This is a genomic window from Aestuariivivens sp. NBU2969 (genome assembly GCF_019931125.1).
Classification (GTDB): domain Bacteria; phylum Bacteroidota; class Bacteroidia; order Flavobacteriales; family Flavobacteriaceae; genus Aestuariivivens; species Aestuariivivens marinum.
In genome coordinates, this window is record NZ_JAIOUU010000024.1 from 25,784 (window position 1) to 39,099 (window position 13,316).

15 protein-coding genes are annotated in these 13,316 nt (G+C 34.9%); 14 read left to right on the top strand and 1 reads right to left on the bottom strand.

The genetic code is table 11. The features are described 5' to 3' along the window. The first annotated feature begins 63 nt into the window (after positions 1 to 63). From K7G79_RS13105 to rimO, 12 genes are all read left to right on the top strand, one after another. Positions 64 to 1,380: a dihydrolipoamide acetyltransferase family protein gene (locus tag K7G79_RS13105; RefSeq protein ID WP_223552050.1), complete on the top strand. Its 1,317-nt coding sequence runs from the start codon at positions 64 to 66 to the stop codon at positions 1,378 to 1,380. A 25-nt stretch (positions 1,381 to 1,405) separates the two neighbouring features. Then, entirely contained in the window at positions 1,406 to 2,014 is a 609-nt protein-coding gene (locus tag K7G79_RS13110; protein ID WP_223552051.1) for a YkgJ family cysteine cluster protein, read from the top strand. Between the two features lie 67 nt (positions 2,015 to 2,081). Beyond that, positions 2,082 to 2,858 carry a 3'-5' exonuclease gene (locus tag K7G79_RS13115; protein WP_223552052.1) on the top strand — a complete coding sequence of 259 codons (777 nt, stop codon included), beginning with the start codon at positions 2,082 to 2,084 and terminating at the stop codon, positions 2,856 to 2,858. 22 nt (positions 2,859 to 2,880) lie between these two features. Next, positions 2,881 to 3,492 (top strand): fumarylacetoacetate hydrolase family protein, encoded by a 612-nt coding sequence (locus tag K7G79_RS13120; RefSeq protein ID WP_223552053.1) that lies wholly within the window; start codon positions 2,881 to 2,883, stop codon positions 3,490 to 3,492. Positions 3,493 to 3,494: 2 nt separating this feature from the next. Beyond that, entirely contained in the window at positions 3,495 to 3,836 is a 342-nt protein-coding gene (locus K7G79_RS13125; RefSeq protein WP_223552054.1) for an Hpt domain-containing protein, read from the top strand. Further along, entirely contained in the window at positions 3,836 to 5,086 is a 1,251-nt protein-coding gene (locus tag K7G79_RS13130) for a competence/damage-inducible protein A (protein WP_223552055.1), read from the top strand. Before K7G79_RS13125 ends, K7G79_RS13130 begins: the two co-directional genes overlap by 1 nt. Before the next feature lie 82 nt (positions 5,087 to 5,168). Then, positions 5,169 to 5,405 (top strand): 50S ribosomal protein L28, encoded by a 237-nt coding sequence (gene rpmB / locus K7G79_RS13135; protein ID WP_223552056.1) that lies wholly within the window; start codon positions 5,169 to 5,171, stop codon positions 5,403 to 5,405. Between the two features lie 24 nt (positions 5,406 to 5,429). Continuing rightward, positions 5,430 to 5,612 (top strand): 50S ribosomal protein L33, encoded by a 183-nt coding sequence (gene rpmG / locus K7G79_RS13140; protein ID WP_007648529.1) that lies wholly within the window; start codon positions 5,430 to 5,432, stop codon positions 5,610 to 5,612. Positions 5,613 to 5,618: 6 nt separating this feature from the next. Beyond that, on the top strand, positions 5,619 to 5,771 hold the full coding sequence (locus K7G79_RS13145) for a DUF4295 domain-containing protein (RefSeq protein WP_223552057.1): 153 nt from the start codon (positions 5,619 to 5,621) through the stop codon (positions 5,769 to 5,771). Positions 5,772 to 6,021: 250 nt separating this feature from the next. After that, a complete protein-coding gene (gene ftsY / locus K7G79_RS13150) occupies positions 6,022 to 6,975 on the top strand; it encodes a signal recognition particle-docking protein FtsY (RefSeq protein ID WP_223552058.1) in 954 nt (317 codons plus the stop codon). A gap of 61 nt (positions 6,976 to 7,036) precedes the next feature. After that, positions 7,037 to 7,465 carry an SRPBCC domain-containing protein gene (locus K7G79_RS13155; RefSeq protein WP_223552059.1) on the top strand — a complete coding sequence of 143 codons (429 nt, stop codon included), beginning with the start codon at positions 7,037 to 7,039 and terminating at the stop codon, positions 7,463 to 7,465. Between the two features lie 67 nt (positions 7,466 to 7,532). After that, entirely contained in the window at positions 7,533 to 8,834 is a 1,302-nt protein-coding gene (rimO, locus tag K7G79_RS13160; protein WP_223552060.1) for a 30S ribosomal protein S12 methylthiotransferase RimO, read from the top strand. Here the strand turns inward: rimO and K7G79_RS13165 are convergent. Further along, complete coding sequence (locus K7G79_RS13165) at positions 8,831 to 10,093, bottom strand: carboxypeptidase-like regulatory domain-containing protein (RefSeq protein WP_223552061.1); 1,263 nt, start codon at positions 10,091 to 10,093, stop codon at positions 8,831 to 8,833. The genes rimO and K7G79_RS13165 overlap by 4 nt on opposite strands. A gap of 150 nt (positions 10,094 to 10,243) precedes the next feature. Here K7G79_RS13165 and bshC point away from each other — a divergent pair, with 150 nt between their 5' ends. Together bshC and K7G79_RS13175 are read left to right on the top strand one after the other, a co-directional pair. Next, positions 10,244 to 11,845, top strand: coding sequence for a bacillithiol biosynthesis cysteine-adding enzyme BshC (gene bshC / locus K7G79_RS13170; RefSeq protein WP_223552062.1), 1,602 nt, complete (start codon positions 10,244 to 10,246; stop codon positions 11,843 to 11,845). A 2-nt stretch (positions 11,846 to 11,847) separates the two neighbouring features. Beyond that, positions 11,848 to 13,218, top strand: a complete 1,371-nt coding sequence (locus K7G79_RS13175; RefSeq protein WP_223552063.1) for an aminotransferase class V-fold PLP-dependent enzyme — start codon at positions 11,848 to 11,850, stop codon at positions 13,216 to 13,218. Positions 13,219 to 13,316 lie beyond the last annotated feature (98 nt).

Genomic DNA, 13,316 nt, shown 5'->3' on the forward strand with positions numbered 1-13,316 from the left:
AAAGCTGTGGTTTTTTATTAATTTTGCAAAGGAAATTATAAAAACGAGCATTACGTTAAATATATGGCAAAGTTTGAGCTTAGGTTACCAAAAATGGGAGAGAGTGTTGCAGAGGCAACCATAACCTCTTGGTTAAAAGAAGTTGGAGATACAATTGAGTTGGACGAGGCAGTTGTTGAAATTGCTACCGATAAGGTAGATAGTGAAGTGCCAAGTGAAGTAGAAGGAGTTTTACTTGAAAAACGTTTTGATGTAGATGATGTTGTTCCAGTGGGAGACGTTTTGGCAATTATAGAGACCGAAGGTGAAGATATCCCATCCACGTCGTCTATTGCTACAGAAATAATGGAAACTAATCAAGTCGTTGAACAAGTAGAGCAAGCGATATCTATCGCCAGAGAGACTGTTAGCTCTGCCGTTACCTCGAATGATTCCCGTTTTTATTCACCATTGGTTAAAAATATTGCTAAAGAAGAAGGTGTATTGCAAGAAGAACTAGATGCTATTAAGGGAACTGGAAAAGACGGACGTGTCACCAAAAACGATATTTTAGATTATATTGAAAACAGGGGAAGCAAATCTCGGGAAATACCGCAAGAGCAGAAGCCTGTTGTTCCAGTTGCCCCAATTCAAATGCCTAAAGCTTCTAATACACCATTAGTTACAAGTGGAGAGGATGAAATTATAGAAATGACCCGAATGGGTAAACTCATTGCCCATCACATGATAGAGTCTGTTCAAACTTCTGCCCATGTGCAAAGTTTTATAGAGGCCGATGTTTCCAAAATTTGGAATTGGAGAAAAAAGGTTAAGGATACCTTCATGAAACGCGAAGGCGAAAACCTAACCTTTACACCAATATTCATGGAGGCCATAGCGAAGGCTTTAAGAGATTTTCCTATGATGAATATCTCCGTTAAAGGAGATACTATCATTAAGAAGAAAAACATCAACTTGGGAATGGCGGCTTCGCTTCACGATGGGAATTTAATTGTGCCCGTTATTAAAAATGCCGATCAGCTAAATTTGGTGGGCATGACCAAACAGGTTAACGACTTGGCAAATCGCGCTCGGTTAAACCAATTAAAACCAGACGAAATACAAGGAGGAACTTATACTGTTACTAATGTAGGAACATTTGGAAGTATTATGGGAACGCCTATAATCAATCAACCACAAGTAGGTATTTTGGCTTTGGGCGCCATACGTAAAGTGCCGGCTGTAATTGAAACTTCAGAAGGTGATTTCATAGGTATCCGTTACAAAATGTTTTTATCGCACTCATACGATCATCGCGTGGTGAATGGTGCGCTTGGCGGACAGTTTGTTAGAGCGGTTAAGGATTATTTGGAAGCTTGGGATATAAATAGAGAGATTTAATTTTTTTTTTTGGTATTGACATTATATGTCCATTATTAGAAAGGTTCGTGCTGTTGAACGTTTGTTTGGTCGTTTGGAAAACGAAATGCACGAGTTTAAGGGGCAATTTGGCCTGTATTGTATTCAAGGTTGTGGCAAGTGTTGTGCCAAGCCAGATATTGAAGCTTCCCCATTAGAATTCCTGCCATGGGCATTCCAGTTGTTTTTAGAGCACAAAGCTTTGGATATGTTGGAGCAGCAAAAAACAACAACGAATACTTGGTGCCATCTTTACACACCGCTTTCGTTGGTCGATACTAATTCTGGAAGTTGTGGAGATTACCATTTCCGTGGGTTGATTTGTCGTTTGTTTGGCTTTTCCGCCAATAGGGATAAATATGGAAAGCTTAGGCTTATTACTTGTAAGGTGATTAAGGAAAGTCAGGTGGAAGCCTATAATCAAACGGTCTTACAAATTAATGAAGGTGTTTATGTTCCCATCTTTTCAGATTACTACCAAACCTTGTTTCAAATAGACCATAAATTGGGCCATAAGCTAATGCCCATCAACAAAGCGTTGAAGGCAGCTTTGGAAGAAGTGCTTCACTATTATGCCTATCGACCATTTCCTAAAAAATATAAACGGGCCTCATAGAAGATTAAATGGGGTTTCCTTTTTATACCTGTCATGAAAGTTTATCTTTGTCGAAATTCCTTAAAAAATGACACTGAACCTTACCAAACCCATCTGCTTTTTCGATTTAGAAACCACAGGTGTAAACATTACAACAGATCGTGTTGTTGAAATTGCGGTTTTAAAAGTACATCCAAATGGTAAGGAAGAAAGCCATCGCTGGCTAGTAAATCCAGAAATGCCAATACCAAAGGAAGTTACTGCCATACATGGTATAAGTGATGCCGATGTGGCCGATAAACCTACATTCAAGGAAATAGCAAAAGAGGTTCATAACCTGATTAAGGATTCCGATTTAGGGGGCTTTAATTCCAATCGTTTCGATATTCCTCTTTTGGCGGAAGAAATGTTGCGCGCCGATTTGGATTTCGATATGAAAAATAGATTGACCATCGATGTGCAGACCATTTTTCATAAAATGGAGCAGCGCACTTTAAGTGCCGCATATAAATTTTATTGTGACAAGAATTTAGAAGATGCCCATAGTGCTGAAGCAGACACAATGGCCACATACGAGGTGCTAAAAGCGCAAATAGCTAAGTACGACGACATTGAAAATGACACCAAATTTTTGGCAGAATTTAGTTCTCGTAAAAAGTTTGCAGACTTTGCCGGGTTTATAGTTTTCAATAAAAAAGGAGAAGAATGTTTCTCGTTTGGAAAGCATAAAGGCAAATTAGTAACCGAAATTTTAGAGAACGAACCAGGGTATTTTGGCTGGTTGCTTAATGCCGATTTTCCGTTGTATACAAAAAAAGTATTAACGGCCATAAAGCTGCGTAGTTTTAATAACAAATTAAGGTAAAACTTATTATTCCTGCCACAATATGAAAATTATCTGTATAGGAAGAAATTATGCTGAACATATAGCGGAACTGGAAAACGAAAGGCCAGAAGAGCCAGTTGTCTTTTTAAAGCCTGATACTTCAATTCTGCTGAAAAAACAACCATTTTTTATTCCAGATTTTTCAGAAGACGTGCACCATGAAGTGGAAATATTGGTTAAGATAAACCGTATAGGTAAATACATAGACAAAAAGTTTGCCCATAAATATTATAATGAGATTGGCTTGGGTATCGATTTTACTGCACGTGATCTTCAAGCGAAATTGAAATCAAAAGGACTACCGTGGGAAAAGTCAAAGTCCTTCGATGGTGCAGCTGTTATTGGTCAATGGGTCGATAAAAATGGGTTTGAAGATTTAAACAACATTTCATTTTCCTTAAAAAAGAACGATACTGTTGTACAAAATGGAAATACAGGTCATATGCTTTGGAAAATTGATGAATTGATAGAATATATCTCAAAATATTTCACTTTAAAGATTGGAGATATTATCTTTACGGGCACACCGGCAGGCGTAGGCAAAGTTGTTGCCAACGATAAACTAATCGGTTTTATAGAAAGCAAACAAATGTTTTCAATAATAGTTAAATAATTATGGAACAACATTATAAATTATATAGAGTACGTGAATTGGCTGATAACGACGAGGATTTTATCTTAACACTAGCTGAAACTTTTGTGGAGGAAGTGTCAGAAGATGTTGCACGCTTAAAAGATGCCGTCGCTGCAAAAAATTACCAAGAAGCGTATCAGGCGGCACATAAAATGAAGCCTACAATTGATTTGTTTGAACTTGGTATTTTAGATGATTTAATTGAAGTTCAGGATTGGGGAAAGTTTACAAAAATCGATGTTGATATTACCGAGAAACTCAATATTGTTACAATTGCTGTGGATCATGCATTAGCAGAAATAAAGTCTGATTTTAATTTCTAATGCTGGCCGAAATAATTACCATTGGCGACGAACTTCTTATTGGTCAGGTAATTGATACAAATTCAGCATATATTGCAAAGGAGCTTAATAAAATAGGGGTATCTGTATATCAAATTACTTCAATTCAAGATGATAGAGATCATATTTTACAGGCCTTAAAAGATGCTGAAAACCATGTTGATATAATAATAATTACGGGTGGTTTGGGACCTACAAAAGATGACATTACCAAAAAAACCATTGCCGAATATTTTAATGATAGGTTAATTCTAGATGCTTCCGTTTTAAAAAACATAAAATTATTATGGAAACAATACAATAGGCAAACACTCCTTCAGGTAAATAAGGATCAGGCATTAGTGCCTACAAAAGCCAATGTATTGATGAATGCCTTGGGGACGGCACCTGGAATGTGGTTAGAAAAAGAAAACAAGACCTTTATTTCACTGCCGGGTGTGCCATACGAAATGAAGGCCTTATTAACACAAGATGTCATTTCCAGGTTAAAGGACAAATACCACTGCCCTTTTATTTTGCATAAAACGGTATTGGTTTACGGATTAGGAGAAAGTACCTTAGCCAATCGTATTGAATCCTGGGAAGATGCGTTACCAAAGCATATAAAATTGGCTTATTTACCAAGTTTAGGGAAGATGCGGTTGCGTTTATCGGCAAGAGGTTATGACGAACATAACCTAAAAAAAGAAGTCGATGAGCAAATAAGTAGGCTAATCCCTTTAATAGAGAAGGAGTTTTTTGGTTTTGAAGATGAGGATGGTAATGAAGAAGCGGTTATTGCCAAAAATCTTACAGCATTAGGAAAATCTTTGGCTATAGCAGAAAGTTGTACAGGAGGGAAGTTGGCGCAGTTGTTTACTTCAATAGCAGGTGCTTCACGATATTTAAAAGGAGGCGTGGTAACCTACTCAACGCAATCTAAAATAGATGTTTTGGGCGTTTCAGAAACAATGATAAAAGAACATTCCGTTGTTAGTGCACAAGTTGCGCAGACCATGGCTGTGAATGTGTTACGATTATATAAAGCAGATTATGCCATTGCAACTACGGGAAACGCAGGACCCACCAAAGGAGACTCCAATGCCGAAGTAGGTACTGTGTTTATTGCTCTAGCAACAAAAAATGGCGTATACTCCGAAAAATTTAATTTTGGAAATCATCGTGCAAAAGTAATAGGCAAAGCGGTATCAAAAGCTTTGGAAATGTTGCAAAAAGAAATTTTTAAAAATTGATAAAAATTAGATTGCTATAAAATAAAGATTTAGTATATTTGCACCTCGTTTTTAGACAACAACAAATTTAAAGGTAGAAATAATGTCAAGAGTTTGTGAACTTACAGGAAAGAAGGCAATGGTTGGTAACAATGTGTCTCATGCATTGAATAGAACTAAACGCAAGTTTGATGCTAATTTAGTTAAGAAACGTTTTTACATTCCAGAAGAAGATAAATGGATTACTTTAAAGGTTTCTACTTCTGCTTTAAAAACTATAAATAGAATAGGTATTTCTGCGGCAATTAAACAAGCAAAATCAAAAGGTTTTTTAAAATAACAGCTGTATTTAAAATAAATTAAGATGGCAAAAAAAGGAAATAGAATACAGGTAATCTTAGAATGTACAGAGCATAAAGAATCTGGACAACCAGGAACATCCAGATACATTACAACTAAAAATAAAAAGAATACGCCAGATAGAATGGAGATTAAAAAGTTTAATCCTATCCTTAAGCGTATGACCGTTCACAAAGAGATAAAATAATAAGTCATGGCAAAGAAAGCAGTAGCATCGTTACAGACAGGATCTAAAAGATTAACTAAGGCTATAAAAATGGTTAAGTCTCCAAAAACAGGAGCTTACATGTTTGTAGAGTCTATTATGAGCCCAGATTTAGTAAATGACTATTTAAACAAGAAATAAGTCGCATACTTCATAATATTAGTAAGCTGCTTTCAATTTTGAAAGCAGCTTTTTTTATACTTATATTTTAGTAAATTTACTGCCATTATAGCAGTAAAAAACTGTGGAATAATAATTGACAATGGTAAACTGCGCCTTACCCTGAAACAAGTTGAGGGTCGGTACATGGTAGCTTGTTGCAATTCCTAACGTAAAACAGAGTTTATACAAATAAGCGTTTAAACTCATAAACATTATAAACTTTAATTTAATGAGTTTTTTTAAAAAAATATTTTCTTCAGAAAAAAAGGAAACACTAGACAAAGGATTGGAAAAATCAAAATCCAGTTTTTTTAATAAATTAAGTAAAGCTGTCGCTGGTAAATCTAAAGTAGATGATGAGGTTTTGGATAATCTGGAAGAGGTTTTAGTAAGCAGTGATGTAGGGGTGGAAACAACGCTTAAAATTATTGAGCGTATTGAAAAGCGAGTGTCCAAAGATAAATATTTAGGAACTGAGGAGTTGAACCAAATTTTACGTGAAGAAATTGCAGGTTTATTGAGTGAAACTAATGTTGGAGAAGAATCGGAGTTTACCATTCCAAAAGATAAAAAACCTTATGTTATTATGGTGGTCGGGGTAAATGGTGTGGGTAAAACAACAACCATAGGTAAATTAGCCAGTCAGTTTAAAAAGCAAGGTTTAAAAGTAGTTTTAGGAGCGGCCGATACCTTTAGGGCAGCTGCTATAGATCAATTACAGGTTTGGGCTGATCGTGTAGAGGTTCCAATAGTCAAACAAAATATGGGGAGTGACCCAGCATCTGTGGCTTTCGACACCCTTAAAAGTGCAGTATCCCATGATGCAGAAGTGGTGATTATAGATACGGCTGGACGATTACATAACAAAGTTAATTTAATGAACGAGCTTACTAAAGTGAAGCGAGTCATGCAAAAAGTGATTCCCGATGCCCCACATGATGTCTTATTGGTGTTAGATGGCTCAACCGGACAAAATGCTTTCGAACAGGCCAAACAATTTACTGCGGCTACCGAAGTTACATCTTTAGCGGTGACCAAATTAGATGGTACTGCTAAAGGAGGAGTTGTTATAGGTATTAGTGACCAGTTTAAAATCCCTGTAAAATATATAGGGGTTGGAGAAGGTATTGACGATTTACAAGTATTTAACAAATATGAATTTGTAGATTCCTTCTTTAAATAAAACTCATTAGCATCATATTTAGTGCTAGCCCTTAATCAATATTTTTTCATAATTTTAGATTATGAGTTTCAAAATATACCACAACTTCAATATAAGTGTACCTTCAAAGCAAGTCTTTCATGCTGTTTCACAACCGAAACATCTTGATAATTGGTGGACGCTCAAAAGTTCAGGTATAGCGAAATTAGGAGAAACTTATAATCTAAACTTTACCGATCAATATGATTGGTATTGCAAAATCTTAAAGCTGGAAACAGATAAGTCTATTCATTTTAAGATGACCAAGTGTGATACAGACTGGTTGCCAACTACTTTTGGTTTTAATTTGGAAGAGATAGACAGAAAAACTAATGTTGAGTTTAGCCATGTCGATTGGAAAGAAATCAATGATCATTTTAAGATTGCTTCGTTTTGTTGGGCCATGTTGCTTAATGGTTTAAAAAACTATTTGGAAAAAGGTATTATAGTACCTTTTACAGAAAGGAATTAGCTAGTCCAACACTAATTAATTTATAATCCACATCCTTTATGTATCTTTGCAGCTTTAAAATAAGGGCATGAGAACAAAATCGCTTAAAAAGAACAAAATTAATGTGGTGACACTGGGGTGTAGTAAAAATGTTTACGATAGCGAAGTTCTTATGGGGCAGTTAAAGGCAAGTGGTAAAGAAGTTGTTCATGAACAAGAAGGCAATGTAGTGGTTATTAATACTTGTGGATTTATTAACAATGCCAAGGAAGAAAGTGTCAATACTATTCTTGAATATGTTCAAAAGAAGGAAGAAGGCGAAATCGATAAAGTTTTTGTGACCGGATGTTTATCGGAGCGCTATAAACCAGATTTGCAAAAAGAAATACCTAATGTAGACCAATATTTTGGGACAACAGAATTACCTGGTTTACTGAAGGTTCTTGGAGCTGATTATAAGCATGAACTTATTGGAGAACGCTTAACAACTACCCCAAAAAATTATGCCTATTTAAAAATCGCAGAAGGTTGTGACAGACCATGTAGTTTTTGTGCCATCCCTTTAATGCGTGGTAAACATAGAAGTACACCTATAGAAGAAGTTATTATTGAAGCTGAAAAATTGGCAGCTAAAGGCGTTAAGGAACTTATTCTTATTGCACAGGATCTAACCTATTATGGGTTGGATTTATACAAGAAAAGAAATTTAGCCGAGCTTCTTGAGGCTTTGGTTAAAGTTGAAGGAATTGAGTGGATTCGTCTGCATTATGCCTTTCCAACAGGATTTCCTGTGGATGTTTTGGAAGTTATGAATCGTGAACCTAAAATTTGTAGGTATTTAGATATTCCCTTGCAGCATATTTCAGATAATATATTAAAAAGTATGCGTCGTGGCACGACTAAGGAAAAAACAACAAGGTTGCTACGGCAGTTTAGAGAAATGGTGCCAAACATTGCTATAAGAACCACCTTGATAGTAGGCTATCCAGGAGAGACTGATGAAGATTTTCAAATCTTAAAGCAATGGGTTAAGGACATGCGTTTTGAGCGTCTTGGTTGTTTTACCTATTCTCATGAGGAAAATACCCATGCCTTTACTTTAAAGGATGATGTGCCAGAGGAGGTTAAACAAGAACGAGCCAATGAAATCATGGAAATTCAATCACAAATCTCTTGGGAATTGAACCAGCAAAAAATAGGTAAAACTTTTAAGATCATTATTGATAGAATGGAAGGTGGCTATTTTGTTGGACGTACAGAATCTGACTCACCCGATGTCGATAATGAGGTACTCATAGATGCATCTAAAACCTACTTAAAGACAAGCGAGTTTTATGATGTTAGGATCACAGATGCAGGTGATTTCGACCTCTATGCAGAGGTTATTTAAGTCCGTTTTAACTGTTTTTGTATTTTTTTAATAGCCGATTCTATTGATTTTTCAGGCTCAATAATGTTGTATTCTCCCCAAAACCGTGGATCTGAAAACCCAGAAGCCATATCGGTTAAAATTGTTGTAGGCTGCAACAACTGACTTTTAACATTTGCGATTTTAGACTCGTTTAATTCCCAATCGGTAATAGCCATTTCACTACTTAAGGTATATACACTATTAAACAGTTTGCCTTTCCAATTCACCTTAAAAGTTAATGCAATATTGCTATAAGCATAGTGCCATTTACCATTACTGGTTCGGTAGTTCACCCTGTAAGAAGCTTCAGTTGGATATACGTCAACTTTTCTAGGTTTTTTACGAATGTACATTTGACTGGACAATTCTTTGTTCTCAACATTCAAACTATATACAGCACTGGTAAGTGCTAACGTTTTAGAGTCTATAAAAAGTTTTCCATAATATAAAGGTTCATTGAGGTGTTCCTTTTGTTTAAAGTTAACAACATAGACTAAGTTGTTATTTATTTGAGTGGTTTCACCAAAGCTAAAATCATAATCAGTTATTCCTTTATCGGTAAATATATACTCGGGATATTTTATAATATCAGTATAAAGATTGCCAAAAGGGCCTCCTTGCAATTTTAAAGCAATAGTATCTAATTTTGAATAATTGGTGCTTTTGCGTGCCTTAATAAGTTCGATATGGTCTTTTCTGAAACTACTATAGGGTTGTTTGTGTATTTTTACAACTGCTTCAGATAAAGAAGCATTTCTCCGTCTTTTTTTTATAGTTTCCCTGTAGAATGCTGTCATTAGGGTACTGTTGTTGGTGTAAGCCGAATGTTTATTTTTAAGGGTTTCTAGCACCAGTTGTTTGGCACTCATTTTTAGAGAAGTAATATTTATGGCGCTTAGTTCCGTATATGCTTGTGTTAATGTAATTTTAGAATTGTTTTTTATATTTTCAATATATAGAATTTTATCTTGATAACCCAAATATGAAATGGTTAAGGTTTCTTTTAAGTGGGTAAGTGGAATTTTTAATAAAAATTCGCCGTCACCGTTAGTTACTGTACTAATATTAGAGTTGCTAACAGTTAAATCTGCAAATATTAGTGGTGATTTTGTGTCCTCGTCTATAATTTTCCCTTCAATTTCTTTATAATTTTGATCGATTTGAGCATATCCTAAGGTAGATATTGATACAATAGTTAAACAAAGGGAGATTGTTTTAAAAAATATTTTCGTTTTCATAACTAGCGGTAATTTAGATTTACAGCGCTATTAATTTACAAAATTTTAGTTGATTTTTAAACTTTTTAACGATTTTATAACTGTACTCCTAACTAAATTTTTAGAATTCGAGATTGAATAGCTGTATATTTACATAAATTTAATTAGAGCATGGAACAGGATTATATTAGGTATCAAGATACTGGCTTTTTTTCGTCGTTGATTTGTGATTATTTAGATGAAAAACCAACCTTGTCGCCATTTTATAATCGTTATCCTAAAATAGAAAATTTCAAAGCACAAATAGAAGAGAAAAGCTTGTCTGTTAAAGCCCAGTCAAGAATTGTTTTAGTAAAGTGTCTAAAGAAGCAATATAAAGCAACTGAAAGCTCGGCGCTAACCTTGATGAATATTGATTCCCTGGCTAAAGAGAACACATTCACGGTGACCACTGGGCATCAATTAAATATATTTACTGGGCCACTATATTTTCTCTACAAAATTATTTCAGTTATAAGTCTCACTAAGAGATTAAAGCATAAGTATCCCAATTACAATTTTGTGCCAATATATTGGATGGCTACTGAAGACCATGATTTTGATGAGATTAAATTTTTTAATTTTAAAGGAAAAAAAATCCAATGGAACAAAGAGGCTAAAGGAGCTGTTGGAGAGTTGTCAACTAAGGGATTGGATGCGGTTTATAATTTATTTTCAAAAGAAATAGGAAGTGGTAAAAATGCAATTTATATAAAACAGTTGTTTGAATGTACTTATTTAAAAAATAATAATTTAACCGACGCTACAAGATACTTAACCAATGAATTATTTAAGGATCATGGGTTGGTTGTTATAGATGCAGCCGATAAAGGATTAAAGCAGTTATTTGTTCCTTTTATTGAAGATGAACTACTTAACCAAAGCTCATTTAAAGCTGTAACTAAAACCAATAAGAAGGTAAGTGAATTGTTCCAAAATTATAATATTCAAGTAAATCCCAGAGAGATCAACCTATTCTATTTAAGGGATAATATTCGGGAACGTATTGCTTTTGATAAGGGTATTTACAAAGTATTGAATACAGAAATATCGTTTAGCCAAACGGATATATTAAAGGAAATTTCTATACATCCCGAGCGATTTTCACCTAATGTTATTATGCGCCCTTTGTATCAAGAGGTCATTTTGCCTAATTTGTGTTACATAGGTGGTGGTGGTGAGTTGGCCTATTGGTTACAGTTAAGAGATTATTTCAATAGATTATCTGTTACATTCCCTATGCTTTTATTGCGAAATTCAGTATTGATTCAGTCTAAAAATCAATTTAAAAAACTTAAGAATCTAGGAATTTCAAATAAAGATATTTTTTTAAAAAGAGATGTCTTAATCAATAAAAAAGTAAGGGAAATATCAAATATTGATATTGATTTTTCAGTTCAAAAAGAACATTTAAAACAACAATTTGAAGAACTGTATAAAATTGCTAATCAAACTGATAAGTCGTTTTTGGGAGCCGTTAAAGCACAAGAAGTGAAACAATTGAAAGGATTGAATAAATTGGAAAAACGATTATTAAAAGCCCAAAAAAGAAAACTTTCAGATGAAGTTTTACGAATTACAGAGTTACAAAACCAATTGTTTCCTAACCAAGGCTTGCAAGAGCGTAATGCTAATTTCTCGGAGTTTTATTTAGAATATGGAGATACATTTATACTAAAACTAATTGGTCAATTGCAACCTCTTAAAATGGAGTTCCTTATTTTAAACTTTTAGTAATGCATAAAATTGATATTGAGCTTATAGAAATGACATTGGATGTGATGAAATATGCTATCGATAGAATTTCATCTACAGATCCTAAAATAGGAAAGCCCAAAAGGGAAGAAGAGCTTAAGGCCTTAGTGGGTGAAACCATTACAAAAGAAGGTGTGGGAGGAGAGTATGCATTTAATCTTTGGAAAAAGTATTTAATGAAGGCTACGGTTCCTATAGATCATCCAAGACATTTGGCATTTGTGCCCGCATCACCAACAAGGGCAGCTATTATGTTCGATTTGGTTACTTCGGCTTCCAGTATTCATGGTGCTTACTGGATGGAAGGTGCTGGAGGTATTTTTTGTGAGAATGAAGCAATGAAATGGATTGTTTCCTTAACAGGATTACCAAAAGGAGCCTTTGGCGTATTTACAAGTGGCGGAACAGCAGCAAATCTATCAGCTATTGTTACAGCAAGGGAATATTGGAGAGAAGATGAAACATATAAAAGAGAAAAAGGCTTAATAATTACTTCAGTTGGAGCGCATTCTTCTATTAAAGCTATGGCAAAAGTTGCAGATGTAGATATATTATTAGTTGAATCCGAAGAGAGATTAACCAGTGATGACCTAAGGAAAACTATTGGTAGTTTAAATTACCATCAAAGAAAAAGATTGTTTGCTGTGGTAGCAACTGGTGGGACAACAAATGCAGGAATTATAGATGATTTGGAGGGTATTTCTGCTATCTGTGAAAAAGAAAAATTATGGTTTCATGTTGATGCGGCTTATGGTGGAGGAGCGCTAGTAGCAGATTCTGTGAGGCATTTTTTTAGGGGTATAGAAAAGGCAGATAGCATTACAGTCGATCCACATAAGTGGATGTTCTCACCTTATGATTGTGGAGCTGTAATATATAAAAAACCAGAATTGGCCAAACAAGCACATTCTCAAGAAGGTTCTTACCTAGAAATATTTAAGGATGAAGGAGCACAGGGTTTTAATCCGGCCGATTACCAAATACAACTTACAAGAAGGGTAAGAGGCTTGCCACTTTGGTTTTCGTTGGCAACACACGGTACCAATAAATATAAAGAAGCAGTTGAACGTGGTTTGCAGCTAGCTCAAATAGCAGGTGAGATGATAAATAAAAAACCCCATGTAGAATTAGTGAGGGAACCTAGTTTGTCCTGTGTATTATATAGAAGAATAGGATGGACGCCAGATGACTATAGGCATTGGACCTATGAAAACCATAAAAAAGGATTTGCTTTAGTTACGCCTACAAAATGGAAAACTGGAGACACTTATGAAACGGTATCGCGTTTTTGTTTTATTAACCCCGATACCACAGAAACCGATATTGAGGATATTTTGGAGTCTATGGTTTAAAAAAAATCACTAGCGTCCAAAAGTTTTAATTTTAAAGTAGCCTGAGAATCCCGTATTTTAGATTTGTGATAAAAAAATACGAATTATGGGACTCTTCA

Coding starts and splice junctions, on each gene's coding strand:
- rpmB (WP_223552056.1), top strand. CDS start 5,169: ATGTCAAGAGTTTGTGAACTTACAGGAAAGAAGGCAATGGTTGGTAAC.
- K7G79_RS13110 (WP_223552051.1), top strand. CDS start 1,406: ATGTCCATTATTAGAAAGGTTCGTGCTGTTGAACGTTTGTTTGGTCGT.
- K7G79_RS13165 (WP_223552061.1), bottom strand. CDS start 10,093: ATGAAAACGAAAATATTTTTTAAAACAATCTCCCTTTGTTTAACTATT.
- K7G79_RS13125 (WP_223552054.1), top strand. CDS start 3,495: ATGGAACAACATTATAAATTATATAGAGTACGTGAATTGGCTGATAAC.
- ftsY (WP_223552058.1), top strand. CDS start 6,022: ATGAGTTTTTTTAAAAAAATATTTTCTTCAGAAAAAAAGGAAACACTA.
- rpmG (WP_007648529.1), top strand. CDS start 5,430: ATGGCAAAAAAAGGAAATAGAATACAGGTAATCTTAGAATGTACAGAG.
- K7G79_RS13130 (WP_223552055.1), top strand. CDS start 3,836: ATGCTGGCCGAAATAATTACCATTGGCGACGAACTTCTTATTGGTCAG.
- K7G79_RS13155 (WP_223552059.1), top strand. CDS start 7,037: ATGAGTTTCAAAATATACCACAACTTCAATATAAGTGTACCTTCAAAG.
- rimO (WP_223552060.1), top strand. CDS start 7,533: ATGAGAACAAAATCGCTTAAAAAGAACAAAATTAATGTGGTGACACTG.
- K7G79_RS13175 (WP_223552063.1), top strand. CDS start 11,848: ATGCATAAAATTGATATTGAGCTTATAGAAATGACATTGGATGTGATG.
- K7G79_RS13115 (WP_223552052.1), top strand. CDS start 2,082: ATGACACTGAACCTTACCAAACCCATCTGCTTTTTCGATTTAGAAACC.
- bshC (WP_223552062.1), top strand. CDS start 10,244: ATGGAACAGGATTATATTAGGTATCAAGATACTGGCTTTTTTTCGTCG.
- K7G79_RS13120 (WP_223552053.1), top strand. CDS start 2,881: ATGAAAATTATCTGTATAGGAAGAAATTATGCTGAACATATAGCGGAA.
- K7G79_RS13105 (WP_223552050.1), top strand. CDS start 64: ATGGCAAAGTTTGAGCTTAGGTTACCAAAAATGGGAGAGAGTGTTGCA.
- K7G79_RS13145 (WP_223552057.1), top strand. CDS start 5,619: ATGGCAAAGAAAGCAGTAGCATCGTTACAGACAGGATCTAAAAGATTA.